General features: G+C 60.9%; 23 protein-coding genes. 11 read left to right on the plus strand and 12 right to left on the minus strand.

All coding sequences use genetic code 11. From position 1 onward, the window contains the following. Positions 1-36 precede the first annotated feature (36 nt). The 9 genes from PF1751_RS25195 to PF1751_RS25235 all read right to left on the minus strand — a co-directional run bounded on the left by PF1751_RS25195 (position 37) and on the right by PF1751_RS25235 (position 10272). The gene (locus PF1751_RS25195) at positions 37-855 is read right to left on the minus strand and encodes a phosphoglycolate phosphatase (RefSeq protein ID WP_044287973.1); all 819 of its coding nucleotides are present in this window, start codon (positions 853-855) and stop codon (positions 37-39) included. Beyond that, positions 852-1526: a ribulose-phosphate 3-epimerase gene (gene rpe, locus PF1751_RS25200; RefSeq protein ID WP_010206952.1), complete on the minus strand. Its 675-nt coding sequence runs from the start codon at positions 1524-1526 to the stop codon at positions 852-854. The genes PF1751_RS25195 and rpe overlap by 4 nt, the downstream gene beginning before the upstream one ends. An 84-nt stretch (positions 1527-1610) precedes the next feature. Further along, positions 1611-2759, minus strand: a complete 1149-nt coding sequence (locus PF1751_RS25205) for an iron-containing alcohol dehydrogenase (RefSeq protein WP_021491377.1) — start codon at positions 2757-2759, stop codon at positions 1611-1613. A gap of 217 nt (positions 2760-2976) precedes the next feature. Continuing rightward, a complete protein-coding gene (locus tag PF1751_RS25210) occupies positions 2977-3801 on the minus strand; it encodes an ABC transporter permease (RefSeq protein WP_010206955.1) in 825 nt (274 codons plus the stop codon). Positions 3802-3813: 12 nt separating this feature from the next. Next, on the minus strand, positions 3814-5061 hold the full coding sequence (locus PF1751_RS25215; RefSeq protein ID WP_044287974.1) for an ABC transporter permease: 1248 nt from the start codon (positions 5059-5061) through the stop codon (positions 3814-3816). A gap of 157 nt (positions 5062-5218) precedes the next feature. After that, positions 5219-6259: an ABC transporter substrate-binding protein gene (locus tag PF1751_RS25220; RefSeq protein ID WP_010206957.1), complete on the minus strand. Its 1041-nt coding sequence runs from the start codon at positions 6257-6259 to the stop codon at positions 5219-5221. A 43-nt stretch (positions 6260-6302) separates the two neighbouring features. After that, positions 6303-7415 (minus strand): ABC transporter ATP-binding protein, encoded by a 1113-nt coding sequence (locus PF1751_RS25225; protein ID WP_010206958.1) that lies wholly within the window; start codon positions 7413-7415, stop codon positions 6303-6305. A 214-nt stretch (positions 7416-7629) separates the two neighbouring features. Further along, positions 7630-8259, minus strand: coding sequence for a response regulator (locus PF1751_RS25230; RefSeq protein ID WP_010206959.1), 630 nt, complete (start codon positions 8257-8259; stop codon positions 7630-7632). A gap of 18 nt (positions 8260-8277) precedes the next feature. Beyond that, positions 8278-10272, minus strand: a complete 1995-nt coding sequence (locus PF1751_RS25235) for a PAS domain-containing sensor histidine kinase (protein ID WP_042571473.1) — start codon at positions 10270-10272, stop codon at positions 8278-8280. Positions 10273-10349: 77 nt separating this feature from the next. Between PF1751_RS25235 and PF1751_RS25240 the strand changes: the two genes are divergently transcribed. Beyond that, entirely contained in the window at positions 10350-11324 is a 975-nt protein-coding gene (locus PF1751_RS25240; RefSeq protein WP_044287975.1) for an alpha/beta hydrolase family protein, read from the plus strand. Positions 11325-11394: 70 nt separating this feature from the next. Here PF1751_RS25240 and PF1751_RS25245 read toward each other — a convergent pair whose 3' ends face one another. From PF1751_RS25245 to PF1751_RS25255, 3 genes are read right to left on the minus strand one after another with little or no spacing between them, the layout of a single operon-like run. Further along, positions 11395-12162, minus strand: a complete 768-nt coding sequence (locus PF1751_RS25245; protein WP_010206963.1) for a TerB family tellurite resistance protein — start codon at positions 12160-12162, stop codon at positions 11395-11397. A 1-nt stretch (position 12163) separates the two neighbouring features. Then, positions 12164-12838: an N-acetylmuramate alpha-1-phosphate uridylyltransferase MurU gene (gene murU / locus PF1751_RS25250; RefSeq protein ID WP_021491374.1), complete on the minus strand. Its 675-nt coding sequence runs from the start codon at positions 12836-12838 to the stop codon at positions 12164-12166. Beyond that, complete coding sequence (locus PF1751_RS25255; RefSeq protein WP_021491373.1) at positions 12835-13860, minus strand: aminoglycoside phosphotransferase family protein; 1026 nt, start codon at positions 13858-13860, stop codon at positions 12835-12837. The genes murU and PF1751_RS25255 overlap by 4 nt, the downstream gene beginning before the upstream one ends. A gap of 130 nt (positions 13861-13990) precedes the next feature. On the opposite strand from PF1751_RS25255, the gene PF1751_RS25260 reads away from it, so the two are divergent. The 10 genes from PF1751_RS25260 (at position 13991) to PF1751_RS25305 (ending at position 26730) form a co-directional block, all read left to right on the plus strand. Beyond that, positions 13991-16801: an LPS-assembly protein LptD gene (locus PF1751_RS25260; RefSeq protein ID WP_010206967.1), complete on the plus strand. Its 2811-nt coding sequence runs from the start codon at positions 13991-13993 to the stop codon at positions 16799-16801. Next, positions 16776-18113 (plus strand): peptidylprolyl isomerase, encoded by a 1338-nt coding sequence (locus PF1751_RS25265; RefSeq protein ID WP_021491372.1) that lies wholly within the window; start codon positions 16776-16778, stop codon positions 18111-18113. Before PF1751_RS25260 ends, PF1751_RS25265 begins: the two co-directional genes overlap by 26 nt. Then, positions 18110-19099: a 4-hydroxythreonine-4-phosphate dehydrogenase PdxA gene (gene pdxA / locus PF1751_RS25270; protein ID WP_010206969.1), complete on the plus strand. Its 990-nt coding sequence runs from the start codon at positions 18110-18112 to the stop codon at positions 19097-19099. Before PF1751_RS25265 ends, pdxA begins: the two co-directional genes overlap by 4 nt. Beyond that, positions 19096-19908 carry a 16S rRNA (adenine(1518)-N(6)/adenine(1519)-N(6))-dimethyltransferase RsmA gene (gene rsmA, locus PF1751_RS25275; protein ID WP_016977876.1) on the plus strand — a complete coding sequence of 271 codons (813 nt, stop codon included), beginning with the start codon at positions 19096-19098 and terminating at the stop codon, positions 19906-19908. The genes pdxA and rsmA overlap by 4 nt, the downstream gene beginning before the upstream one ends. A 97-nt stretch (positions 19909-20005) precedes the next feature. After that, positions 20006-20386: a Co2+/Mg2+ efflux protein ApaG gene (gene apaG, locus PF1751_RS25280; protein WP_010206973.1), complete on the plus strand. Its 381-nt coding sequence runs from the start codon at positions 20006-20008 to the stop codon at positions 20384-20386. Continuing rightward, positions 20386-21237 carry a symmetrical bis(5'-nucleosyl)-tetraphosphatase gene (locus PF1751_RS25285; RefSeq protein WP_010206974.1) on the plus strand — a complete coding sequence of 284 codons (852 nt, stop codon included), beginning with the start codon at positions 20386-20388 and terminating at the stop codon, positions 21235-21237. The genes apaG and PF1751_RS25285 overlap by 1 nt, the downstream gene beginning before the upstream one ends. Before the next feature lie 9 nt (positions 21238-21246). Further along, a complete protein-coding gene (gene glpE, locus PF1751_RS25290; RefSeq protein ID WP_010206975.1) occupies positions 21247-21576 on the plus strand; it encodes a thiosulfate sulfurtransferase GlpE in 330 nt (109 codons plus the stop codon). Between the two features lie 284 nt (positions 21577-21860). After that, complete coding sequence (locus tag PF1751_RS25295) at positions 21861-23783, plus strand: PrkA family serine protein kinase (RefSeq protein ID WP_044287976.1); 1923 nt, start codon at positions 21861-21863, stop codon at positions 23781-23783. A gap of 113 nt (positions 23784-23896) precedes the next feature. Further along, positions 23897-25168: a YeaH/YhbH family protein gene (locus tag PF1751_RS25300; protein ID WP_021491368.1), complete on the plus strand. Its 1272-nt coding sequence runs from the start codon at positions 23897-23899 to the stop codon at positions 25166-25168. Continuing rightward, positions 25165-26730, plus strand: coding sequence for a SpoVR family protein (locus tag PF1751_RS25305; protein WP_010206982.1), 1566 nt, complete (start codon positions 25165-25167; stop codon positions 26728-26730). The genes PF1751_RS25300 and PF1751_RS25305 overlap by 4 nt, the downstream gene beginning before the upstream one ends. The last annotated feature ends 12 nt before the right edge of the window (positions 26731-26742 follow it).

The following is a 26742-nucleotide window of genomic DNA, read 5'->3' on the forward strand; positions in this document are numbered from 1 at the left end:
GTATGCAAACGTGCCGCAGAGCGCGGCCAGGAACAGTCAGGCGCGCCAACGCCAGCGGGCCAGGGCCTTAATGACTTTCATCCAGAGTTTGCGAGTGACCACCACGATGGAATTTCCAGAAGGGGACGGATCGGTATCGGGCAACGTTATCTCAGCGCCAGCTCCCAAGCAACCGGGGATTAACAGGCGCAGGTCATCAATCACCAGTGAAGGCGACTCTTCGGCGATCGGCCGACCATGGTTATAGCCGTAACTGAGAGCTACGCACTGCACACCCGCCGCCTTTGCCGCCTGCACATCACTGCGCGAATCGCCGACAAACAACGACTGCGAGGCCGGGATATTGGCCATTTTCATCACGAAAAACAGCGCCGCCGGGTCGGGTTTTTTCTGCGGCAGGGTATCGCCACCGATGATCCAGCGGAAATACCGGCCGATTTTCATCTGGTCCAACAGCGGCGCGACGAAGCGCTCCGGCTTGTTGGTGATCAGGGCCATTTCCACGCCCTGCTTGCTCAGCCACTTGAGGGTGTCGCGCACGCCGGGGTAAACCACGGTCAACTCGTGGCCGTCTTCATAGGCGGCGTTGAACAATTCCAGGGCGTGCTCGGCTTCGACTTCATCGACACCTTCAGCATCGATGTTGTTGGCCAAGGCCCGGCGCACCAGCATCTGCACGCCGTTGCCGACCCATTCGCGCACCGACTTGATCCCGGCCGGCTTACGCCCTAGCTTGAGCAGCATTTCGTCCACCGCCGCCGCCAGGTCGGGCACCGAGTCGATCAAGGTGCCGTCCAGATCGAACATCACCAGCCGTGGCAATTTGCCGGGGAACAGCTGCTCAAAGCCGCTCATGGACGCGCCAGCGCCAGCTCGGCACGCATCTTATCGATGACTTCCTGGTAGTCCGGCGCGTTGAAGATCGCCGAGCCGGCCACAAAGGTGTCGGCGCCAGCGGCGGCGATTTCGCGGATGTTGTTGACGTTGACCCCACCGTCGATTTCCAGGCGGATATCGCGGCCGGACGCATCGATCAACGCACGGGCTTCGCGCAGCTTGTTCAGCGTGCCAGGGATGAACTTCTGGCCGCCGAAACCGGGGTTGACGCTCATCAACAGGATCATGTCGACCTTGTCCATCACGTACTCAAGCACGCTCAACGGAGTGGCCGGGTTGAACACCAGGCCCGCCTTGCAGCCACCTTCGTGGATCAGCTGCAGCGTGCGGTCGACGTGCAGCGAGGCTTCCGGGTGGAAGGTGATGTAGGTTGCGCCAGCTTCCACGAAGTCGCCAATGATGCGATCCACGGGGCTGACCATCAGGTGTGCATCGATCGGCGCAGTGATGCCGTACTTACGCAACGCGGCGCAGACCATCGGGCCGATGGTCAGATTGGGTACGTAGTGGTTGTCCATGACATCGAAGTGCACGAAGTCGGCACCGGCGGCCAACACTTTGTCCACTTCCTCACCCAGGCGGGCGAAGTCGGCAGAGAGAATCGATGGAGCAATGACGAAGGGCTGCATGACGCACCTTTTTTGAGCTAAATCACGATGGCGCGCATTGTATACCTCATGCTTTGCCGCGCGCACCGTGACCTAACTCAACGGTTAGTAAGCGGCCCGGTAGATTTTCTCGATATCGGCCGCGCTGAGCTTGCGCGGGTTGTTGCGCATCAGCCGCTCAATGCCCGCCGCCTCCACCGCCATCGCGGGGATCGCGTCCTCGGGCACCCCGAAACTGTGCAGCCCTGCCGGGATCTCCACCGCAGCGCACAGTCGCGTCATCGCTTCCACCGCCTGGTCGGCGGCATCGTTGACGCTCAGGCCGGTGACATTCACCCCCATGGCCTGCGCAATGTCCTGCATGCGCTCAACGCAGGCCAATTTGTTCCAGTGCATCACATAGGGCAGCAACAGCGCATTGCTCACGCCATGGGCGATATTGAAACGCCCCCCCAGTGGATACGCCAACGCGTGCACCGCGCCGACTCCCGCATTCCCGAACGCCATGCCGGCCATCAGGCTGGCGGTGGCCATGTCGTCACGGGCCTGCAGGTTGGCTGGGTTGGCGTAGGCCTTGGGCAATGCATGGGCGATCAGCTTGATCGCGCCAATCGCCAGGGCGTCGGTGATCGGCGAGGCGTTCAGCGACAGGTAGGATTCGATAGCATGCACCAACGCATCCACGCCACTGGCGGCGGTGACGCTGCGCGGGCAGGTCAGGGTCATTTGCGGGCTGATCAGTGCGACGTCCGGCAGCAGGTAGTCGCTGACGATGCCTTTTTTCAGCTGCGCGGCCTTATCGGAGAGGATTGCCACATTGGTCACCTCCGAACCAGTACCCGCCGTGGTGGGAATGGCGATCAGCGGCGGGCCCTTGCGCGGCACCTGGTCGACGCCGAACAAGTCCGCCAGGGCGCCGTGGTAACCGGCATAGGCGGCAACGCTTTTGGCAATGTCGATGGCGCTGCCGCCGCCCAGGCCGATCAAACCGTCATGCCCACCCTCGCGGTAGACGCGCATGCAGTCTTCGACAATGGCGATTTCGGGGTCAGGCAGTACGCGGTCGAAAATTTCGTAGCTGCGTTCGCCCAGGTGTTCGAGGGCCAGCGCCACGGTACCGGACTTGACCAGCGCGGCGTCGGTGACGATCAGCGGGTTATCCACATCCAGGCGCGTCAGTTCGGCGGCCAGTTGTTCGATGGCGCCCGCGCCGGTCAGCAGTTTATGGGCGATCTTGAATGAGGAAGTACTCATGTGCGCGGCCTCTTATTCGGAGATGGGCTGGCACAAGAATAGCTGGGGAATCTGGGTTGCCTAGCATTCAGCGGCTGAATGGCAATTTCTGGTTCAACACAGGCCCCATGTGGGAGCGGGCTTGCTCGCGAAGGCGGTGGGTCAGCCAGTGCACGTGTTACTGATAGACCGCATTCGCGAGCAAGCCCGCTCCCACATTGTGATCTTCATCTGATAGTTAAACCTGTGCGGTGCGCAGTTTCTCGCTACGCCCGCGCAACCACTCCAGGGTCAGCAACAACAACACCGAGAAGGCAATCAGCAAGGTCGCGGCGGCGGCAATCGTCGGGCTGAGGTTTTCGCGGATGCCGCTGAACATCTGACGCGGCAGGGTCGCTTGCTCGGGGCCGGCGAGAAACAGCGTTACCACCACCTCATCAAACGACGTGGAGAAGGCAAACAGCGCCCCGGAAATCACGCCTGGTGCAATCAACGGCAAGGTCACCCGGCGAAACGCAGTGAGTGGCGAAGCACCCAGGCTGGCCGCCGCCCGCACCAGATTGTGGTTGAACCCCTGCAACGTCGCCGACACGGTGATGATCACAAACGGCACGCCCAGCACCGCATGCACCACGATCAGCGAGAAAAAACTGTTGCCCAGGCCCAGCGGCGCGAAGAACAGATAACTGGCCACGCCAATGATCACCACCGGCACCACCATCGGCGAAATCACCAGCGCCATGACCAGCGCCTTGCCAGGGAAGTTGCCGCGAGTCAGACCAATCGCCGCCAAGGTACCGAACACCATGGCCAGCACCGTGGCCGCCGGGGCGACAATGACGCTGTTCTTGAGAGCACGCATCCATTCGGCGGAGGCGAAGAAATCCTGGTACCAGTGCAGCGAGAAACCCTGCAACGGGTACACCAGAAAACTGCCACTGTTGAATGACAGCGGGATGATCACCAGCACCGGCAGAATCAAAAACAACAGGATCAAGCCGCAGAGGATCCGCAAGCTGTAGAACCACACCCGCTCGACGGGCGACATATAAGGGCTCAGCATCGAAAGGTCTCCTCAGCTCAGGCGCAGGCGGCTGGCGCCTACCAGCCGGTTATAGATCAAATACAGCACCACGGTGGCCAGCAGCAGCAAGCCACCCAACGCCGTTGCCATGCCCCAGTTGATGCTGGTGTTGGTGTAGAACGCCACGAAGTAACTGACCATCTGGTCGTTCGGGCTGCCCAGCAATGCCGGGGTGATGTAGTAACCAATCGCCAGAATGAACACCAACAGGCAACCGGCGCCGACACCGGCGTAGGTCTGCGGGAAGTACACACGCCAGAAGCTGGTGAACGGATGGCAGCCCAGGGAAATGGCCGCACGCATATAGGTGGGCGAAATGCCCTTCATCACGCTGTAGATCGGCAGGATCATGAACGGCAGCAAGATGTGCACCATGGAGATGTAGACGCCGGTACGGTTGAACACCAGCTCCAACGGCTTATCGATCAGCCCCATGCCCATCAGTGCGCTGTTGATCAGGCCGCCGGACTGCAGCAGTACGATCCAGGCCGCCACGCGCACCAGGATCGAGGTCCAGAATGGCAGCAACACCAGGATCATCAACAAGTTGCTTTGGCGTGCAGGCAGATTGGCCAGCAGGTACGCCAGGGGATAAGCCAACAGCAGGCAGACCGCCGTGATCACCAGGCCCATCCAGAAAGTACGGGCGAAGATATCCAGGTAGATCGCCTGGTCCGGCGTGGCCGGTGCCACTTCACCGAGGTCGTCGATGCGGTGATCGACAGCCGCCAGCAGATAGAACGGCGTCAGGCTACTGGTATTGCGCCGGATCGCTTGCCAGTACGCCGGGTCACCCCAGCGTTCATCGAGGCTTTCCAGCGCGTCTTTATAGGAGGCCGGCGCTTCACTGAACGGCAGCGCCCGCGCGGTTTTGGTCAGCAGGCTGCGGTAGCCGGCCAGTTCCATGTTCAAGCGCTTGGACAGATCGCCCAACGTCTGGTTTTGGCGGGCTTCGCTCAAGTCCTCACTGAGGGCCTGGTACACCGGCTCGCCCGGCAGGCCCCGGCCATCCCAGGCCGTCACCGCCACCACGGTACGCGGCAAACCGCCTACCACTTCCGGGTTGCCGACGCTTTTGAACAACAGCGCCACAATCGGCACCAGGAACACCAGCAGCAAGAATAGCACCAGCGGCGCAATCAAGGCCTGGGCCTTCCAGCGGTTGAGCCGCTCGGCACGCGCCAGGCGCTGCTTGAGGGTGGGGCTGCTGACCTCGTTCGAGGGAACGGCGATGGCCATGGCTGACTCCGAATCTTGAAAATGAATGCAACCTTTCACACACAAGAAATCCCTTGTGGGAGGGGGCTTGCCCCCGATGGCAGACTTTCAGTCAACACATATATCGACTGGACCGCCGTCATCGGGGGCAAGCCCCCTCCCACAGGGTTATGCAGTGTTACTTGGCAGCCCAGGAATTGAAGCGCTGCTCCAGCTGCTCGCCGTTATCCGCCCAGAAGCTCACATCGATCTGCACCTGGTTGGCGATGTTTTCCGGAGTGGTCGGCATGTCCTTCAGCACGTCCTTGGCCAGCAACGGTACGGCTTGGGTATTGGCCGGGCCGTAGGCGATGTTTTCCGAGTAGGTCTTCTGTTGCTGTGGCTGCACCGAGAAGGCGATGAATTTTTTCGCCGCTTCGGCACGATCCTTGGCCAGGCCTTTAGGGATGGCCCAGGCGTCGAAGTCGTAGATGCCGCCGTTCCACACCACTTTCAGGTTGCTTTCTTTCTGCACGGCGGCAATGCGGCCGTTGTACGCCGAGCTCATCACCACGTCACCCGAGGCCAGGTACTGCGGCGGTTGTGCGCCGGCTTCCCACCACTGGATCGACGGCTTGAGCTCGTCGAGCTTCTTGAACGCGCGGTCCTGGCCGTCTTTGCCGGCCAGCACTTTGTACACGTCTTTCGGTGCAACGCCGTCAGCCATCAAGGCGAATTCCAGGGTGTACTTGGCGCCTTTGCGCAGGCCACGCTTGCCAGGGAATTTCTTGGTGTCCCAGAAATCCGCCCAGCTGGTTGGCGCGGATGCCAGCTTGTCGGCGTTGTAGGCGAGCACCGTCGACCACACGAAGAAGCCCACGCCACACGGCTGGATCGCACCCTTCACGTAGTCAGCCGTGTTGCCGAACAGTTTCGGATCCAGGGGCTCGAACATGTCTTCATCGCAGCCGCGGGACAGTTCCGGCGACTCCACTTCCACCAGGTCCCAGGACACGCTCTTGGTGTCGACCATGGCTTTGACCTTGGCCATTTCACCGTTGTACTCGCCGGCGACGATCTTGCCGTTGCCCGCGCTTTCCCACGGTGCATAGAAGGCCTTGACCTGGGCCGCCTTGTTCGCGCCGCCAAAGGACACGACCGTCAGATCCGGGCCTGCCATGGCCTGTGTCGCACCCATCAAGCTCAATGCCAAAACGGAATACTTCAAGGAACTCAACATTGTTGTTCTCTCCAAGTGCAGGGTTGGTGAAGCCAGGGGGCGATCAATTCGCCTCTAAAAGTGGGTCGAGTGCGCGAACGTGCTCGACTTGCCAGCCAATCGGTACCACGTCGCCGACCGCCAGGGCTGGATCCAGCTCGGCAATCGGTTGTTTCACAAAAAAATCGGCCTTGCCGCAGACTTCCAGGCGCACACGTACGTGGTCGCCCAGGTAGATGAATTCCGCCACCCGCCCGGAAAAGCGGTTGACGCAAGATTCGCTGGAGCCATTGAGGCTGACGCGTTCAGGGCGTACCGACAGCGTCACCGGGCCACCCACCTGGCCGACGTTGACCGCCAGCGCCTCGACCTTCTCGCCACGCGCCAGCTCCACCACGCAGCGCTCGCCGCTATGGCTGTGCAGGCGGCCATTGAGGCGGTTGTTCTCGCCGATAAAGTTGGCGACAAAGGTGTTCTTCGGTTCTTCATACAAGGTGCGCGGTGCAGCGATCTGCTGGATCTCGCCCTGGTGGAACACGGCCACCCGATCAGACATGGTCAAGGCTTCGCCCTGGTCGTGGGTCACGTACACCACCGTCACGCCGAGGCGCTGGTGCAGGTGCTTGATCTCCATCTGCATGTGTTCGCGCAGTTGCTTGTCGAGGGCGCCGAGGGGTTCGTCCATCAGCACCAATTGCGGTTCGAACACCAGCGCTCGGGCCAAGGCCACGCGCTGTTGCTGGCCACCGGAGAGTTGCGCGGGATAGCGCTGGGCGAACGCGTCGAGTTGGACCATGCTCAGCACGCGTTTGACCCGCTCGCTGATATCGGTCTTGCTTAAAGCTCGCACCGACAGCGGGAACGCCAGGTTCTCGGCGACCGTCATGTGCGGAAACAGCGCGTAGTTCTGAAACACCATGCCGATGTCGCGCTTATGCGGCGGCACATTGTTGATGGAGCGCCCGGCCAGCTGGATTTCGCCGGCGGTCGGCGTTTCAAAGCCGGCGAGCATCATCAGGCTGGTGGTCTTGCCCGAACCGGAAGGCCCGAGCAGGGTGAGGAACTCGCCCTTGCGAATCTCCAGGTTGAGGTCTTTGACGATCAGGTTCTCGCCGTCGTAGCTCTTCTGCACGCCACGAAAGCTGACCAGCACATCATTTGAATCCACCTCGCTCATACCAACACCTTTTTGTTTTGGACTGCTGTGAGACAAGCGTAGTCCAGGCGCGAGCCCCCGAAAATCGGGGGCCAGGAGAGAATCACATCAGCCGGATGGAAGGTTTGGGGTAGGGATCGCCCTACACGGATGGCGGGGATGGGACAGTGCCACGCTGCCGTGCACCGGGAATGGGATCAGCGCGGCTTACAGGTGGTCGTAAACAGGCATGTTGTTACAGCAACTTGTGTTCCATGGCGTACTTCACCAGTTCCGCCAGGGAGGTGATATTGAGCTTTTGCATCAGCCGCGCCTTGTGGGTGCTGATAGTCTTGCTGCTCAACGCCAGTTGTTGGGCGATGTCGTTGACGTTCGCGCCCTGGGCCAGGCGCTCGAACACCGAGAACTCACGCTCCGACAGGAGTGAATGCAACGGGCGGGCATCGGTGAGGCCGACTTCGAAGACCATCCGGTCGGCCAGGTCCGGGTCGATATAACGCCCACCCGCCGCCACCTTGCGAATCGCCGTGAGCAACAGCGCCGGGTCGCTGTCCTTGGTGGCGTAACCGGCCGCGCCCACCTTCAAGGCGCGGGCGGCCATTTGCGCTTCGTCGTGCATCGACAGCACCAGGATTGCCGGCGGATTGTTCAGCGCACGGATGCGCGCAATCGCTTCCAGGCCATTGACGCCGGGCATCGAGATGTCCAGCAACACCACCTCGCAGGGCACGTGGCGCAGCGCCTCCAGCAATTGCTCGCCATTGCTGGCTTCTCCAACCACCAACAGGTCTTTGGCCAGGCCGATCAATTGCTTGATGCCTTCACGAACGATGGTGTGGTCTTCGGCTACCAATACGCGGATCACAAGGGCTTCCTCTTGGTGTTATGCATCCAACGGCACCGTGACGCTCAGGGTGGTGCCCTCCCCCAACTCGCTGTCCAGGCTCAATTGCCCACCCATGATCAGCACGCGCTCGCGCATGCCCACCAGGCCAAACGACACCGGGCGGCCCTGGGCCTGGACGAAACCGACGCCATCGTCGCTGATGGTCAAGCGCAAATCCGTGCCCTCCAGGGCCAGGGTCAGTTCAACAGTATGCGCCTGGGCATGGCGCATCACATTGGTCAGCGCCTCCTGCAGGATCCGAAACAAGCCAATGGCCTTGGCATCAATGAGTGTCGGCAGGTTATCCGGCACCTGCACCAAACAGGGAATTTGCGTACGCGCTTCAAAGCGCCGCGCCTGCCACTCGATGGCTGACGCGATACCCGCATCCAGAATCGGCGGACGCAGCGCCGTCGCTACGTCCCGCACCAACTGGAATAGCTGGGCGATCAAGCGCTTCATGCTGTTCAAGCGCTCGTGCAAACCGGGGTCAAGTTGCGCGTAGGCCAACTCACACATTGAGGTCTCGAGCTTGAGCACCGTGAGCATTTGCCCGAGTTCGTCGTGCACCTCACGGGCGATGCGTGCCTTCTCTTCTTCGCGAACGGTTTCCAGGTGAGCGGACAGTTCGCGCAGCTGTGCTTCACTTTGCAGCAATGCCGCCAGGGTGCGGCGCAGCTCGGTGACGTCATTGAGGTAAACCACCAGGTATTCAGCCTCGGCAAACCGCAGAAAGCTCAAGGACACATTGGTTGGCAGGATGCTGCCATCTGCGCGCCGGCAATCGGTGGCGAAGTTCTGCGGCCCGTCTTCGCTGGCCCGCGCGCGTTTCCATAGGTTGAGCCAGCGGTCCATGTCCAGGCTCGGATCAAGGTCGACCAGTGGCCGCTCGATCAGTGCGCCGGGGCCGTAGCCGAGCATGCTTTCGGCCGCACGGTTGGCGTAGCGCACGTGGCTGTCCCAGTTGACCCAAAGGATGCCGACGGTGCTTTGGTCGATGGAAAACTGAGTCAGCCGCAAGGCTTCGGCACCGGCGGCGCGGGCGGCGCTTTCTTCGCGCGCAGCCAAAAGGTTGTGCTCCAGCACCCGTTGTTGGCGGCGCAGCCAGAATACGGTGGCCAGGCTGGCGAGCAGCAACAGGCCGAGCAACAGGCTGAGGTTTTGCCACAGGCCCGGGGATTCCGTCAGGCGTGGGTATTTAGGTTGCAGCCAGCGGCTGTGCAGTTGGTCCAGATCGCGGGCGGGAATGGCGCGCAGGGCGCTTTCCATGATGCTGGCCAGTTCCGGCCATTCCCGGCGCGTGGCCACCCGCAGCAATTGCGGCAGGCCGATATCGCCCACCACCGCCAGCCCGGCGAACTCCGCCTCGCCGGACAAACGGCTCAATTGCGCTTCATCCACCACCGCATAACGCGCTTGCTGGCTTACCAGTAATTGCAGGGCCTGTCGCTCCATGGGCACGCCTTGCAGGTTCAGGCCGGGATAGGTGCTGCGCAGGTAATCGGCCACGGCGCTGGGCATGCGCACGGCGACGCGGGATTGCTCATCGAGTTTCTCCAACTCCACCGCCCCGCCGCCATCACGGATGCCAACGATGTGTTGCGGCACGCGCATATAGGGGTCGCTGAACAACCACAGGCGCAAACCGGCCGGCGTTTGTTGCAGGCCGGGAGCGATATCCACCTCGCCGTCGCTCAGGGCCGCTTCCAACTGCTCCTGGTTTGGGAAGTTGCGCCAGGTCAATTCGATGTTCAACGCTTTGGCCAACCACTGCATCAGCTCGACGTTGGCCCCGGACAGCCGCTGCAAACGCCGGTCGTATTGCGCGAACGGCGCCTGTAACACCAGGCCCACCCGCAGTTCCGGGTGCTGGGCCAGCCATTCGCGTTGTTGCGCATTGAGTTGCGCCTGGGGCGCGACGGGCGCAGGGGCGGCATTTGCCATCAAGGCAAGGCACAAAAAGCCGATAACCAGCAGACAGCGAAAACCCATGATCCACGTCTCACATCACTGACAAATACTGACCAACCCATTAGGCTGCTGGAATCACTTCTGGCCGGGAATTTACGATGCCCTTTTTTCACCGTTCAGCACTGCCAGCATTGTGCCTGTCGCTGCTTTTTACCAGCGCCTTTTCTGTACGAGCCGCAGACGCGCCCGAACCTACCGCGGAAAAACCGGTCGAGCGCCAACCCTTGCCCGAGCGCAGCCAGGCAGAAGCCAGCGCCCTGGAGCGCAAGATCCCGCAGCAGGAACAGCAACAATTGCAGGCCGGCAGCGATTCCTTCCTCGCCCTGTGGAAACCGGCCAACAGCGCCGAGCCCGAAGGCGTGGTGATTATCGTACCGGGTGCCGGCGAAAATGCTGACTGGCCGCAAGCAATCAGCCCGTTGCGGCACAAATTCCCGGACGCCAATTGGGGCAGCCTCAGCCTGTCGTTGCCGGACGTGAGCGTGGATACGCTGCCACCGCGTGTAATGGAAGCGCCCAAGGCGACTGTCGACACCAGCAGCAAGGAAGCGAGCACCGCCGACAAACCCATCGAGCAAGCCGCCAGCGCCGAAGCCGAAGGCACCGACCCGGCGGTGGTGCCCGGTGCCGATGAGCAGGACAAGTCCGACGCCTCGCGCATCTTCGACCGCATCGACGCCGCCGTGGCGTTCGCCCAAACACAAAGCGCGCGCAGCGTGGTACTGCTCGGCCATGGCACCGGTGCCTGGTGGGCCGCACGTTATTTGAGCGAGAAACAACCGTCCCAAGTGCAGAAGTTTGTGATGGTGGCGGCACAGACGCCCAGCGGACGTCATCCGGATGTACAACAACTGGCCCCTGGCCTGAAGTTGCCGACCGCCGATGTCTTCTATCAAGACAACGCCCAATCACGCAAAAACGCCCTGGCCCGCGCGCAGGCGGCCAAGCGTTTGAAAAATGAAGGTTACAAACAGGTGTCCTTGACAGCCTTGCCCGGCAACAGCGCTGCCGAGCAGGAGCAGTTGTATCGCAGGATCCGCGGCTGGTTGAGCCCGCAGGCGACGGCTGACTGATCGCTGACTGTGAACCCGATCAAACTGTAGGCGCTGGCTTGCCAGCTCCTACAGAGGGGGGTTGGGCACACTAACGGAAATCCCGACGCTCGCGAATCAACGCATAGGCGTTATGCAACTCGCGAGTACGCTCGGTTGCCTCACGCACTTGTGCGGGGCTGGCGCCGGTGCCGGCGATCTTGTCCGGGTGGTGGCGGCTGAGCAGTCGACGATAAGCCCGCTTGATCACAGATGGCTCGGTGGTGGCCGTCACACCCAGCAAGCGCAACGCGTCCTGATAGGTAACACCGCGACTGACCAGCGGCTTGCGCTCCGGCTTGTAGTCGGCTGCCAGCGCCTGCAGCTGCTGCGGCGTCCACCCCAGCCATTTGCCCCACAGGTCAATCAAGTCACGTTCGGCGTCATCCGCCCGTCCGTCCGCCCAGACCATGCGCCAGCATGCGCGCAATAAGCCTTCCGCGGCATGGGGTTGGGCCTTGAGCACACGTAGATAACTGCGCACCCGGTCGGAGCCGGACTTGCCGCGATTGAAGGCCGCAATCGCGCGACGTTGGGCCGAGTCGGTCATCTCCAGCGAGCGCATTTCCTGGCGCGCTTGTTGGATATGACCATCGGCGACCCGACCGTTGCTCTTGGCCAAACGCCCCAGCAACACGAATAACAGCTCGTCATTGCGCAACGCCGGGCGCCCGCCCAGGCGCTCGCGCAACTGCGCCCAACTGTGCAGTTGCAGGCGGCGGTCGAGTGCCTGCCCCAACAGTGCGCCCAGCATGGCCCCCGGAATACTGGCAATGGCAAAGCCAGCCCCGGCGCCGATCAGCGTCCCTGGCCACAGCATGTTACTGCCCCGCTGTCAGCAGGGTTTCGACCTGCGCCAGGCGCTCCAGCGTACCGACATCAATCCAGCGTCCTATCATGTGCTCCCCCGTCACCAGTCCCTTGGCCATCGCCGCCCGCAGCAGCGGTGCCAGCTTGAAGGCACCCGCGCTGCACCCCTCGAACAACTTGGGGTCGAGCACGGAAATGCCACTGAAGGTCAGGTTATCGGCACCGGGCGCGGCATCATGAAGCAAACCTTGATCAAGGTAGAAATCACCGCCCGAAGGGTGATGGGCCGGGTTATCGACCATCACCAGATGAGCCAGGCCCTTGAGCGGCCGTTTGAGTTGGGTGAAGTCGTAGTCGGTCCAGATATCGCCATTGACCACCAGGAAAGGTTCGTCCCCCAGCAAGGGCAATGCCTGGAAGATCCCGCCGCCGGTTTCCAGCGGCTCGCCCTCGGGGGAGTAACGGATGCGCAAGCCAAATTGCGCGCCATCCCCCAGGTAGTTTTCGATCTGCTGGCCGAGCCAGGCATGGTTGATCACGATATCGGTGAAGCCGGCCTTGGCCAGCGCTTCCAGGTGATACTCGATCAGACGCTTGCCGCCGGCCTGCACCAGTGGCTTGGGCGTGTGCAAGGTGAGTGGGCGCATCCGCTCGCCCTTGCCGGCGGCCAGGATCATCGCCTTCATACATTGGCCTCGGCGGGTTGGCGCAGGCTGGCGAGCAATTCACCCAACGCGCTCAACTCCGGACGGTCGGCCAGCACGGCTTCTATATAAGCAAAGAAGCGCGGCACGTCGGCCAGATAGCGTGGCTTGCCGTCACGATGGCAAATGCGCGCGAAGATACCGATGACCTTGAGGTGGCGCTGCACGCCCATCAGTTCGCTGGCGCGCAGGAAATCGTCGAAATCCGCCTGCACCGGAATGTTCAGTTGCCGCGCACGCTCCCAATACCCACGCAGCCATTCCTGCACGCGGGCCTTGGGCCAGCTGAGGAAGGCGTCCTTGAACAGGCAGGTGATGTCATAGGTAACCGGCCCGTAGACCGCATCCTGGAAATCCAGCACGCCAGGGTTGGGTTCGCTGATCATCAGGTTGCGCGGCATATAGTCGCGATGCACCAGCACTTTCGGCTGCGCCAGGGCACTGTCGATCAGGTGGTCACTGACGCGCTGCCATAGCGCTTGCTGCTGCGCATCCAGTTCGATACCCAGGTGACGGCGCACGTACCACTCCGGAAACAATTCCAGCTCGCGGCGCAGCAAGGCGAGGTCATAGCTGGGCAGCGGCGCGTCCATCGGCAATTGCTGGAAAGCCAGCAAGGTGTCGATGGCATCGGCAAACAATGGGTCGGCATTTTTGTCGTCAATCACGTCCAGATAGGTTTTTCTGCCCAGGTCATTGAGCAAAAGAAAGCCGCGCGGCAAATCTTCTGCGTAAATTTTTGGAACATTTATCCCTGACTTCGCCAGCAAATGCGCGATATCGACGAATGGTTTGCAGTTTTCCTGGGGGGGTGGAGCGTCCATGACCACGAAGGTACGGCCACCGCCTTCCCAACGGAAATAGCGCCTGAAACTCGCGTCGCTGCTGGCCGCGGTCAATGTGGCCGGGGGTACGACACCCCAGCCTTGAGCGTTGAAAAGGATCGGCAACTGCTCATCCAGCCAGACTTCCAGCTGTTGTAAACGTAGATCTTGCTCGGGCATTACAAGGGTCTCCGACGGCGCTAGCCGTCAAGCGGGGCATGCTTTATTATCACGCATCTTTTTCAGACCATCGAGAGGCGTGCGGCCCAAACCGCGGGCAGATGGCACGCAGGAAGCCCGGACTAATAAGATGGCATTGAAATCCCCCGCGTTTCGTAGAAAATTTCCGTTGCTGGTAACCGGCAGTCTGCTGGCCTTGCAACCCTTCGCCACCTCATTCGTGGTCGCCGCGGAACAGTATGACTGCTCAGTCTCTGCTTCGGGTGCCTGGGATTGCGCGCCGAAAACCGCCGCAGCCCCTCTACCACCGCGCCCGGTGCATGATGGCGCAGCCATCAGCTCCGCCAACAGCACGGCGCAGACCGATGCTGGCGGCAAAGCCGAGGCCGAGCCCAAGACCGCACTGGTCACCGAATCCAAAGGCCGTGGCCTGCGCTCGCGCAGCGCCGACTACAGCCACCTGGACTGGGTACCACGCGAGAAGCTGACCGCCGCGCAGCTGGCCGAAACCGGCCCGTACTGCGGGGGTGCGTACATCGAGCCGACTCGTCCTGGCATGAACGACAAGACGAACAAGAGCGATGCGCCCACCTTCATCGGCGCCAAGGCTTCGCGTTACGAGCAGGAACAACAAGTCGCTACCCTGGCCGGTGACGTCGTCATGCGCCAGGGCAGCATGCAGTTGGAATCTGAAGAAGCCAGCCTGTACCAGGCCGAGAACCGTGGCGAGCTGAACGGCAAAGTCCGTCTGCGCGACAACGGTGCACTGATCGTGGGCGACCATGCCGAAGTGCAACTCGATACCGGCGCGGCCCAGATCGACAACGCCGAATACGTGCTGCACAAGTCGCGCATCCGCGGTAACGCGCTGTACGCCAAGCGTGCTGAAAACGCGATCATCCGTCTCAAGGACGGTACGTACACCACCTGCGAGCCAGACAGCAACGCCTGGCAGCTCAGGGGCAACAACATCACGTTGAACCCGGCTACCGGTTTCGGTACGGCGACCAACGCGACGTTGCGGATCAAGAACATCCCGATCCTCTATACCCCTTACATCTATTTCCCGATCGACGACCGTCGTCAATCCGGCTTCCTGCCGCCGAGCTTCAGCACCGGCAGCGAAACCGGCTTCACCCTGGTTACGCCGTACTATTTCAACCTGGCGCCCAACTACGACGCCACGTTGTACCCGCAATACATGACCAAGCGCGGTTTGTTGATGGAAGGCGAATTCCGCTACCTCACCAAATCCAGCGAAGGCCAGTTCGGCGGCGCGTACCTGAACGACGACAACGACGAGCGCAGCAAGCAGACCGACTACGAAAAAACCCGTTACATGCTCAATTGGCAGCATCGCGGCGGATTGGATTCGCGTCTGGCGACCCAGGTGGATTACACCCGGATCAGCGATCCTTACTACTTCCAGGATCTGAAGTCGTTCCAGGAAGGCGTTGAAAGCCGGGATGCCCTCAATCAACAGGGTTCCGTGACCTACCGGGGCGACTCTTACCAGGCGCGCCTGAACGTCCAGGCTTACCAGTTGGCGACGATCTCCCAGATCACGCCGTATGACCGGTTGCCGCAAATCACCTTCAATGGTGCGCTGCCGTACCATCCGGGCGGGCTGAACTTTACCTATGAGACCGAAGCTGTTCGCTTTGAACGCAGCCTTGAAAAAGGCACGTTCACCGATCAGGACGGACTTGTATCGCCTCGCCTGGACACCTACGTCACCGGCCTCACCCGCGCCAACGGCACACGTTTGAACGTTGCGCCAGCCGTCGACTACCCGATGAACTGGACCTACGGGTTTATCACACCGAAGCTCAAGTACGTTTACACCAAGTACGATCTTGACCTCGACAGCATCGGCAAGAACCAGATCATCGCCCAGCAAGCGGCGGCCACTGCGGCCAACCCGTACGCCGGTGGCGATTTCAAGAGCTCGCAAGACCGCGCTGTGCCAGTCGCCAGCGTCGACAGCGGCCTCTATTTCGACCGCAACACCAACTGGTTCGGCAAAGACTATCGCCAGACTCTCGAGCCGCGTGCGTTCTACCTGTATGTGCCAAACAAGGACCAGAGCGACATCCCGGTCTTTGATACCAGCGAATACTCGTTCAGCTACGCCTCGCTGTTCCGCGACAACCGCTTCAGCGGCTCTGACCGGATCGGCGACGAGAACAAACTGTCCCTGGGCTTGACCAGCCGCTGGATCGAAGAAAACGGCTTCGAGCGTCAGCGCGTATCCGTGGGCCAGGCGGTGTACTTCAAGGATCGTGAAGTGCAACTGCCAGGCATCCTCGCGGCTGACCGTGCCGATGCACAGTCCGATGTTTCGCCGGTAGCTCTGGACTACGAGTTCCGCTTCAACCGTGACTGGCGCGCCACTGCCGACTACAACTGGGACACCGAGGAACACAGCCCTCGTTCCGGCAGCGCGATGCTTCACTACCAGCCGGAAGACAACCCGAACAAGATCATCAACGTCGGCTATCGCTATCGTAACGACCAGGTCGTCTACAACCAGCTGACCGGCAAATGGCAGTTCGGTGGCGACTACGGTCAGCCAGGCGATCCGAATTTCGTGAAGGATTACTACAAAATCCAACAACACGACTTCTCGATGATGTGGCCGATCATTCCACAGTGGAACCTGATCACCCGCTGGCAGTATGACTACGCTCGCAACCGTACCCTGGAAGCCTTCGGTGGTTTCGAGTACGACAACTGCTGCTGGAAACTGCGCGTCATCAACCGTTACTGGGTTTCCAACGACGAATACAGCCAGATCGCCCCGCTTAACGAAAAGGGTGACCACGGGCTCTTCTTCCAGATCGTCCTCAAAGGACTCGGCGGCCTGACTGGCGCCAAGGTAGAGAGCTTCCTCGACAAAGGCATTGAAGGTTATCGTGAACGTGAAGACCAAGCTTTCTGATTGTCTGCGCCCGCTAGTGCTGGGCGCGCTGTTCCTGGGTACCGCATCGGCGCACGCTGCGGTTCAAGAACTGGATAAGGTCGTGGCCATCGTCGATAACGACGTGATCATGCAGAGCCAACTGGACCAGCGCGTCAAGGAAGTCCAGCAAACCATCGCCAAGCGTGGCGGTGGCGTGCCACCGACCAGCGTTCTGGACCAGCAGGTACTGGAGCGTTTGATCGTCGAGAACCTGCAACTGCAGATCGGCGATCGCTCCGGCATCCGTATTTCTGACGAGGAACTGAACCAGGCCGTGGGCACCATTGCCCAGCGCAACAACATGAGCATCGACCAGTTCCGTGCAGCCCTGGCCCACGACGGTTTGTCCTATGAGGACGCCCGTGACCAGATCCGCCGTGAAATGATCATCAGCCGTGTACGTCAGCGCCGTGTGGCCGAGCGGGTTCAGGTGTCCGAGCAGGAAGTGAAGAATTTCCTGGCGTCGGACCTGGGCAAGATGCAGCTTTCCGAAGAGCTGCACCTGGCCAACATCCTGATCCCGACACCGGACAGCGCCAACTCCGAGCAGCTCAATGCAGCCGCCGCCAAGACCCAGGCTATCTACGAGCGCCTGAAGGCAGGTGCCGACTTCGCGCAAATGGCGATCGCCCAGTCCGGCAGCGACAACGCACTGGAAGGCGGCGACATGGGCTGGCGTAAAGCGGCTCAATTGCCTCCGCCGTTCGACCGCGAGCTGAGCGCAATGGAAGTGGGTGGCATCACCCAACCTGCGCGTACACCGGGTGGTTTCATCATCCTGAAGCTCCTGGAAAAACGCGGCGGCGAAACGTCGCTCAAGGATGAGGTGCACGTTCGCCACATCCTGGTCAAACCAAGCGAAATCCGCACCGAAGCCCAGACCAAGGAACTGGCCCAGAAGATCTATGACCGCATCGAAAGCGGTGAAGACTTCGCCACCTTGGCCAAGAGCTTCTCGGAAGACCCGGGATCGGCCCTCAACGGCGGCGACCTGAACTGGATCGACCCGAAAGCCTTGGTGCCGGAGTTCCAGCAAGTCATGGCCGACACCCCGCAAGGCGTACTGTCCAAGCCATTCAAGACCCAATATGGCTGGCATGTGCTGGAAGTCCTTGGCCGTCGCGCCACCGACAACACCAATCAAGCCCGCGAGCAACAAGCACTGAACGTACTGCGTAACCGCAAATACGACGAAGAGCTGCAAACCTGGCTGCGTCAGATCCGCGACGAAGCCTACGTTGAGAACAAGCTGCCAGGCGCCCAGACAGGCACCGACCAGGCAGTTCAGTGAAACCCCAGCGTTTCGCGGTGACACCCGGCGAGCCGGCCGGCATTGGTCCTGACCTGTGCCTGCTGCTCGCCTCGCAACCCCAGCCACACCCCCTGATTGCCATTACCAGCCGCGACCTGCTCCTTGAGCGGGCCGCGCAGCTGGGTGTGGCTGTCAACTTGCTGGAGGTGGAGCCAGGCAACTGGCCCGACCTGCCCGCCCCTGCCGGCAGCCTGTACGTGTGGGACACCCCGCTGCAGGCCAAGGTGGTTGCCGGCCAACTGGACAAGGCCAACGCCGCGTTCGTGCTGGAAACCCTGACGCGCGCCGGGCAAGGCTGCATCGACGGTGACTTCGCCGGCATGATCACCGCGCCAGTACACAAAGGCGTGATCAACGAATCCGGCATCGCCTTTTCCGGCCACACCGAATTTCTCGCCGAGCTGACCCACACCGAACAAGTGGTGATGATGCTGGCGACGCGCGGCCTGCGGGTCGCGCTGGTGACCACGCACCTACCGCTGCGTGAGATTGCCGACGCCATCACCGTCGAGCGACTGGAGCGCGTGACGCGCATCCTGCATGCCGACCTGCAACAGAAGTTCGGCATCGCCCGACCGCGCATCCTGGTCTGTGGGCTCAACCCCCACGCCGGCGAAGGCGGCCACTTGGGCCATGAAGAAATCGACATCATCGAACCCACCCTGGAGCGTCTGCGCCAAGAAGGCATGGACCTGCGCGGCCCACTGCCTGCGGACACTCTGTTTACCCCCAAATATCTGGAGCACTGCGACGCAGTGCTGGCGATGTACCACGACCAGGGGCTGCCGGTGCTTAAATACAAAGGCTTCGGCGCCGCCGTCAACGTGACACTGGGCCTGCCGATCATCCGCACCTCCGTCGACCATGGCACCGCCCTGGACCTGGCGGGCAGCGGCAAGATCGATACCGGCAGCCTGCACGTGGCCCTGGAAACCGCCTATCAGATGGCCGAGACCCGTATATGACCGAGCATTACCAACACCGGGCGCGCAAGCGCTTCGGGCAAAACTTCCTGCATGACGCTGGCGTGATCGACCGCATCCTGCGCTCCATCCATGCCAAGCCTGAAGACCGCCTGCTGGAAATCGGCCCGGGCCAGGGCGCATTGACCCAAGGCCTGCTGGCCAGTGGCGGCCAACTGGACGTGGTTGAGTTGGACAAGGACCTGATCCCGATCCTCAACCAGCAGTTCGCCGGCAAGCCCAACTTCAACCTGCATCAGGGCGATGCACTGAAGTTCGACTTCAACACCCTCAACGCCGCGCCCAACAGCCTGCGCGTGGTGGGCAACCTGCCGTACAACATCTCCACGCCGCTGATTTTCCACCTGCTGAACAACGCCGGGATCATCCGCGACATGCACTTCATGCTGCAAAAGGAAGTGGTAGAACGTCTGGCCGCAGGTCCTGGGGGTGGTGATTGGGGCCGCCTGTCGATCATGGTTCAGTACCACTGCCGCGTCGAACACCTGTTCAACGTGGGCCCTGGCGCGTTCAATCCGCCGCCAAAGGTCGACTCGGCCATCGTACGCCTGGTGCCCCACGCCGTATTGCCACACCCGGCCAAGGACCACAAACTGCTGGAGCGTGTCGTACGCGAAGCGTTCAACCAGCGTCGCAAGACCCTGCGCAACACGCTCAAGGCACTGTTGAGCAATGCCGAGATCGAAGCTGCCGGCGTCGATGGCGGCCTGCGCCCGGAGCAACTGGACCTGGCCGCATTCGTGCGCCTGGCCGACCAACTGGCCATTCAGCCTGCACCAGCCGCGGACTGACAGCACCGAGCTAGGCTAGACACATGTCTGGCCTAGTGCCCTCCTCTTGGCCTAGACTGAACCGCATCTGCTGTCTTCCGCTTTTAAGGCCTCTTGCATGTCCGATCCTCGCTACCAGATCGACGTCAGCGTCGTCACCCGCTTCCTGGCGGACCAATCCCAACCTGAACAGAACCGCTTTGCCTTTGCCTACACCATCACGGTGAAAAACAACGGGCTGGTGCCGGCCAAGCTGCTGTCGCGCCACTGGGTGATCACCGACGGTGACGGTCAGGTCGAAGAAGTTCGCGGCGCCGGCGTGGTTGGCCAGCAACCGTTGATCGACAGCGGCGCCAGCCATACCTATAGCAGCGGCACGGTGATGACCTCCAAAGTCGGCACCATGCAGGGCTCCTATCAGATGAAAGCCACCGACGGCCAATTGTTCGACGCCATCATCGCGCCTTTCCGCCTCGCCGTGCCGGGAGCCCTGCACTGATGGCGACGTATGCGGTCGGTGATCTGCAAGGCTGCCTGGAACCCCTCAAGTGCCTGCTTGAGCGCGTAGCCTTCGACCCAGCCAACGATCGCCTGTGGCTGGTCGGTGATCTGGTCAACCGCGGCCCGCAATCCCTGGAGACGCTGCGCTATTTATATCGCCTGCGCGACTCCCTTGTGTGCGTATTGGGTAATCACGACCTGCATCTGCTGGCAGCCGGCAATAACATTGAGCGCCTGAAAAAGGGCGACACCCTGCGGGAAATCCTCGAAGCACCGGATCGCGCCGAACTGCTCGACTGGCTGCGCCGGCAAAAAATCATGCATTACGACGAAGGCCGCAACATGGCCCTGGTCCATGCTGGCATCCCGCCCCAGTGGACGCTGAAGAAAGCCCTCAAGTGCGCCGCCGAAGTCGAAAGCGCCCTGGCCGATGACACCCTCTATACCGCCTACCTTGACGGCATGTACGGCAACGAGCCAGTGAAGTGGGACAACGACCTCACCGGCGTCACGCGCCTGCGGGTCATCACCAACTACTTCACGCGCATGCGCTTCTGTACTGCCGAGGGCAAGCTCGACCTCAAGAGCAAGGAAGGCGCGGACACCGCGCTGCCGGGCTACAAGCCCTGGTTTGCTCACAAGGACCGCAAGACCCGCGACACCCCGATCATTTTCGGCCACTGGGCGGCCCTTGAGGGCAAGTGCAATGAGCCCGGCGTATTCGCCCTCGACACCGGCTGCGTGTGGGGCGGCGCCATGACCCTGATGAACATCGACACCGGCGAGCGTCATAGCTGCCAGTGCGAATCCCCTCTTCCCGTTACACTGCCGGCTACTGCCAAGCCATAGGAGCCCGCCATGAGCGAATTCAAACGTATCCCCCCCGAACAAGCCCAGGCGCTGCGCGAGCAAGGTGCCGTGGTGGTCGACATCCGTGACCAGCCAACGTATGCGGCTGGCCACATCACTGGCGCCCAGCACCTGGACAACGTCAACATCGCCGATTTCATCCGCGCCGCCGACCTCGATGCACCTGTGATCGTGGCCTGCTATCACGGCAATTCCAGCCAGAGTGCAGCGGCTTATCTGATCAGCCAGGGTTTCTCCGACGTCTATAGCCTGGATGGCGGCTTTGAACTGTGGCGTACGACTTATCCTGCGGAAATTTCTTCCGGCAATTCGCAATAATTTTTTTCACACCCCGCTACCCCGCGTGACGCTTGGGCTCGCGCCGTTTCTGACGAACGGCGCAGCCAAACTAATTGCGCATCGCGCCTTGACCTCTCCGATTCCGAACTATCCTTAAGCGCAGGCCATCCGAATCAGGGGAGAGCCGGTACACCGGCGTGCGGGTCATCGGTAGCGTTTCAGGGTGTTTGGGGGGAAAACAGCCATTGGCGTCTGCCAATGTCTGCCAGCATCGACTGATTGATCCGGCGTCGGCTCCAAGTATCGAGCGAGGTGACGACGTCATGAGTATCTTTAGCCACTTCCAACAACGCTTCGCATCCACACAGCAGGAAGAACTCACGCTGCAAGAGTATCTCGAGCTGTGCAAACAGGATCGCAGCACCTACGCGTCTGCCGCCGAACGTCTGCTGCTGGCGATTGGCGAGCCGGATCTGATAGACACCTCGAACAATTCGCGGCTGTCGCGAATATTCTCCAACAAGGTGATCCGTCGTTATCCGGCCTTTGAAGACTTCCACGGCATGGAAGAATGCATTGACCAGATCGTCTCCTACTTCCGCCATGCCGCCCAAGGCCTGGAAGAGAAGAAACAGATCCTCTACCTGCTCGGCCCCGTCGGTGGCGGTAAATCGTCGCTGGCCGAAAAGCTCAAACAACTGATCGAAAAAGTGCCCTTCTACGCCATCAAGGGCTCACCGGTCTTCGAGTCGCCCCTGGGCCTGTTCAACGCCACGGAAGATGGCGCGATCCTCGAAGAAGACTTCGGCATCCCGCGCCGCTACCTCAACACCATCATGTCGCCCTGGGCCACCAAGCGCCTGGCCGAGTTCGGCGGTGACATCAGCCAGTTCCGCGTGGTGAAGCTCTACCCGTCCATCCTCAACCAGATCGGCGTGGCCAAGACCGAACCAGGCGACGAGAACAACCAGGACATCTCGGCGCTGGTGGGCAAGGTCGATATTCGCAAGCTTGAAGAATTCCCACAGAACGACGCCGACGCCTACAGCTACTCGGGCGCGCTGTGCCGGGCCAACCAGGGCCTGATGGAGTTCGTGGAAATGTTCAAGGCACCTATCAAGGTGCTGCACCCACTGCTCACCGCGACCCAGGAAGGCAACTACAACAGTACCGAAGGCCTGGGCGCGATTCCGTTCACCGGGATCCTGCTGGCCCACTCCAACGAATCGGAGTGGCACACCTTCCGCAACAACAAGAACAACGAAGCCTTCATCGACCGGATCTACATCGTCAAGGTGCCGTACTGCCTGCGGGTCAGTGATGAGATCAAGATCTACGACAAGCTGCTGTTCAACAGCTCGCTGTCCAAGGCTCATTGCGCACCCGACACCCTGAAGATGCTCGCCCAGTTCACCGTGCTGTCGCGCCTCAAAGAGCCGGAAAACTCGAACATCTATTCGAAGATGCGCGTGTACGACGGCGAAAACCTCAAGGACACCGACCCCAAGGCCAAGTCAATCCAGGAGTACCGCGACACCGCTGGTGTGGACGAAGGCATGAACGGCCTCTCGACGCGCTTCGCGTTCAAGATCCTGTCCAAGGTCTTCAACTTCGACCCGCACGAAATTGCGGCCAACCCGGTGCACCTGCTCTACGTGCTGGAGCAACAGATCGAACAGGAGCAGTTCCAGGCGGAAACCCGCGAACGCTACCTGCGTTTCCTCAAGGAATACCTGGCGCCGCGCTACATCGAATTCATCGGCAAGGAAATCCAGACCGCGTACCTCGAGTCCTACAGCGAGTACGGCCAGAACATCTTCGACCGCTACGTGCTGTACGCCGACTTCTGGATCCAGGACCAGGAATACCGCGACCCGGAAACCGGCGAGATCCTCAACCGCGTGGCCCTCAACGAGGAGCTGGAAAAAATCGAGAAACCGGCCGGCATCAGCAATCCGAAGGATTTCCGCAACGAAATCGTCAACTTCGTGCTGCGCGCCCGCGCCAACAACAACGGCAAGAACCCTACCTGGCTCAGCTACGAGAAGCTGCGGGTGGTCATCGAGAAGAAAATGTTCTCCAACACCGAGGACCTGCTGCCCGTCATCAGCTTCAACGCCAAGGCCAGCAAGGAGGATCAGCAAAAACACAACGACTTCGTCACACGAATGGTCGAGCGCGGCTACACCGACAAACAGGTACGGCTGCTCTCCGAGTGGTATCTGCGGGTTCGTAAATCGCAGTAAGGCAGCGACAGGCGTGAACTGCCGGGTCACTGGCCTGGCAGCTGACCGCTTGTCTCTAAGCTTCCAGCTCGCGGCTTGAAGCTTGTAACGTGAAGCTGCCCGGAGGGCTCCCCATGAGCTATGTGATCGACCGACGCCTCAATGGCAAGAACAAGAGCACGGTAAACCGTCAGCGTTTCCTGCGGCGTTACCGTGACCACATCAAAAAGGCCGTCGAAGAGGCCGTCAGCCGCCGTTCCATCACGGACATGGAACATGGCGAGCAAATCAGCATTCCCGGACGGGACATCGACGAGCCGGTGCTGCACCACGGCCGCGGCGGCAAACAGACTGTTGTGCACCCCGGCAACAAGGAATTCACGACCGGCGAACATATCCAACGCCCCCAAGGGGGTGGCGGCGGTAGAGGGCCGGGCAAGGCGGGCAATTCCGGCGAAGGCATGGATGAGTTCGTATTCCAGATCACCCAGGAAGAATTCCTCGAATTCATGTTCGAAGACCTGGAGCTGCCCAACCTGGTCAAGCGTAACCTGACCGGCACCGACACCTTCAAGACGGTGCGCGCCGGGATCAGCAACGAGGGCAACCCGTCCCGTATCAACATCATCCGCACCCTGCGCTCGGCCCATGCCCGACGTATTGCCCTGTCGGGCAGCAGTCGCGCCAAGTTGAGGGAAGCCAAGGAAGAGTTGGCGCGCCTGAAGCGTGAAGAGCCGGACAACTTCGGCGATATCCAGGAAATGGAGGCGGAAATCGAGAAACTCAGCGCGCGAATCCACCGCGTCCCCTTTCTCGATACCTTTGACTTGAAATACAACCTGCTGGTCAAACAACCCAACCCCAGCTCCAAGGCGGTGATGTTCTGCCTGATGGACGTGTCGGGCTCCATGACCCAAGCGACCAAGGACATCGCCAAGCGCTTCTTCATCCTCTTGTACCTGTTCCTGAAGCGGAACTACGACAAGATTGACGTCGTCTTCATCCGCCATCACACCAGCGCTCGCGAAGTCGACGAAGAGGAATTCTTCTACTCGCGGGAAACCGGCGGCACCATCGTTTCCAGCGCCTTGAAGCTGATGCAGGAGATCATGGCCGAGCGTTACCCGGCCAACGAATGGAACATCTACGCCGCCCAGGCCTCGGACGGCGACAACTGGAACGATGACTCGCCGATCTGCCGCGACATCCTCATCAACCAGATCATGCCTTTCGTGCAGTACTACACTTACGTTGAAATCACCCCCCGTGAGCACCAAGCCCTGTGGTTCGAATACGAGCGCATCGGCGAAGCCTTTGCCGACACGTTCGCACAGCAGCAACTGGTCTCGGCCGGCGATATTTACCCGGTCTTCCGTGAACTCTTCCAGCGCAGGTTAGTGACATGACCGCCAAAAAAGAGCAAAAACGCCAACCGATTTCCACGGGTTCCGAGTGGACCTTTGAACTGATCCAGGCCTATGACCGGGAAATCAGCCGCATTGCGGCGGGTTATGCCCTGGACACCTATCCCAACCAGATCGAAGTGATCACCGCCGAACAAATGATGGACGCCTACGCCTCGGTGGGCATGCCGCTGGGTTATCACCATTGGTCCTACGGCAAACACTTCCTTAGCACCGAAAAGTCCTACACCCGAGGTCAGATGGGCCTGGCCTACGAAATCGTGATCAACTCCGACCCGTGCATCGCCTACCTGATGGAAGAGAACACCATCTGCATGCAGGCGTTGGTGGTGGCGCATGCCTGCTATGGGCATAACAGTTTCTTCAAGGGCAACTACCTGTTCCGCACGTGGACCGACGCCAGTTCGATCATCGATTACCTGGTGTTCGCCAAGCAGTACATCATGCAATGCGAGGAGCGCCACGGCATCGATGCGGTGGAAGACCTGCTCGACTCCTGCCATGCGCTGATGAACTATGGCGTCGACCGCTACAAACGCCCGTATCCGATTTCCGCCGAGGAAGAACGCCTGCGCCAGAAGGAACGTGAGGAGCACCTGCAGAAACAGATCAACGACCTATGGCGCACCATCCCCAAACGCGCCGGCAAGAACAGCGACAAGGACAATGCACGCTTCCCCGCCGAACCGCAGGAAAACATCCTCTATTTCCTGGAAAAACACGCGCCGCTGCTGGAACCCTGGCAACGGGAAATCGTGCGTATCGTGCGCAAGATCGCCCAGTACTTTTATCCACAGCGCCAGACCCAGGTCATGAACGAAGGCTGGGCCACGTTCTGGCACTACACCCTGATGAACGACCTGTACGACGAGGGCCTGGTCACCGACGGTTTCATGATGGAATTCCTCACCTCCCACACCAGCGTGGTGTTCCAGCCAGGCTTCGACAGCCCGTACTACAACGGCATCAACCCCTATGCGCTGGGTTTTGCCATGTACCGCGACATCCGGCGCATGTGTGAACACCCCACCGAGGAGGACCGCCGCTGGTTCCCGGAAATCGCCGGCAGCGATTGGCTGTCCACCATCAAGTTCGCCATGAGCAGCTTCAAGGATGAGAGTTTTATCCTGCAGTACCTGTCGCCGCAGGTCATTCGGGACCTGAAACTGTTCAGCATTCTCGATGACGATCTCAAGGATGACCTGGTGGTGCCGGCCATCCACGATGAGCCCGGCTACCGCACCATCCGCGAAACACTGGCAGCGCAGTACAACCTGGGCAACCGCGAGCCCAACGTGCAGATCTACAGTATCGATGTGCGCGGCGACCGCTCCCTGACCTTGCGTCACCAGCAACACGACCGCAAACCCCTGGGTGAATCCACCGAGGAAGTGCTCAAGCACCTGCATCGGCTGTGGGGCTTCGATATTCACCTCGAAACCCTGCAGGGCGACCAGGTGATGAAAACCCACCACGTGCCACCGCGCACTGATCACAACGACAACGACTACGGCCGCCTGGACCTGGCCGTCGTGCATCTCTGAAACAGCAAAGCC

Origin of the sequence: Pseudomonas simiae, from assembly GCF_000934565.1 — a bacterium.
Classification (GTDB): Bacteria; Pseudomonadota; Gammaproteobacteria; order Pseudomonadales; family Pseudomonadaceae; genus Aquipseudomonas; species Aquipseudomonas simiae.

Coding starts and splice junctions, on each gene's coding strand:
- PF1751_RS25210 (WP_010206955.1), bottom strand. CDS start 3,801: ATGCTGAGCCCTTATATGTCGCCCGTCGAGCGGGTGTGGTTCTACAGC.
- PF1751_RS25235 (WP_042571473.1), bottom strand. CDS start 10,272: ATGGGTTTTCGCTGTCTGCTGGTTATCGGCTTTTTGTGCCTTGCCTTG.
- rsmA (WP_016977876.1), top strand. CDS start 19,096: ATGACCGAGCATTACCAACACCGGGCGCGCAAGCGCTTCGGGCAAAAC.
- PF1751_RS25285 (WP_010206974.1), top strand. CDS start 20,386: ATGGCGACGTATGCGGTCGGTGATCTGCAAGGCTGCCTGGAACCCCTC.
- PF1751_RS25260 (WP_010206967.1), top strand. CDS start 13,991: ATGGCATTGAAATCCCCCGCGTTTCGTAGAAAATTTCCGTTGCTGGTA.
- murU (WP_021491374.1), bottom strand. CDS start 12,838: ATGAAGGCGATGATCCTGGCCGCCGGCAAGGGCGAGCGGATGCGCCCA.
- PF1751_RS25225 (WP_010206958.1), bottom strand. CDS start 7,415: ATGAGCGAGGTGGATTCAAATGATGTGCTGGTCAGCTTTCGTGGCGTG.
- PF1751_RS25205 (WP_021491377.1), bottom strand. CDS start 2,759: ATGAGTACTTCCTCATTCAAGATCGCCCATAAACTGCTGACCGGCGCG.
- PF1751_RS25195 (WP_044287973.1), bottom strand. CDS start 855: ATGAGCGGCTTTGAGCAGCTGTTCCCCGGCAAATTGCCACGGCTGGTG.
- PF1751_RS25305 (WP_010206982.1), top strand. CDS start 25,165: ATGACCGCCAAAAAAGAGCAAAAACGCCAACCGATTTCCACGGGTTCC.
- apaG (WP_010206973.1), top strand. CDS start 20,006: ATGTCCGATCCTCGCTACCAGATCGACGTCAGCGTCGTCACCCGCTTC.
- rpe (WP_010206952.1), bottom strand. CDS start 1,526: ATGCAGCCCTTCGTCATTGCTCCATCGATTCTCTCTGCCGACTTCGCC.
- PF1751_RS25220 (WP_010206957.1), bottom strand. CDS start 6,259: ATGTTGAGTTCCTTGAAGTATTCCGTTTTGGCATTGAGCTTGATGGGT.
- PF1751_RS25245 (WP_010206963.1), bottom strand. CDS start 12,162: ATGCTGTGGCCAGGGACGCTGATCGGCGCCGGGGCTGGCTTTGCCATT.
- PF1751_RS25215 (WP_044287974.1), bottom strand. CDS start 5,061: ATGGCCATCGCCGTTCCCTCGAACGAGGTCAGCAGCCCCACCCTCAAG.
- PF1751_RS25240 (WP_044287975.1), top strand. CDS start 10,350: ATGCCCTTTTTTCACCGTTCAGCACTGCCAGCATTGTGCCTGTCGCTG.
- PF1751_RS25295 (WP_044287976.1), top strand. CDS start 21,861: ATGAGTATCTTTAGCCACTTCCAACAACGCTTCGCATCCACACAGCAG.
- glpE (WP_010206975.1), top strand. CDS start 21,247: ATGAGCGAATTCAAACGTATCCCCCCCGAACAAGCCCAGGCGCTGCGC.
- PF1751_RS25300 (WP_021491368.1), top strand. CDS start 23,897: ATGAGCTATGTGATCGACCGACGCCTCAATGGCAAGAACAAGAGCACG.
- PF1751_RS25255 (WP_021491373.1), bottom strand. CDS start 13,860: ATGCCCGAGCAAGATCTACGTTTACAACAGCTGGAAGTCTGGCTGGAT.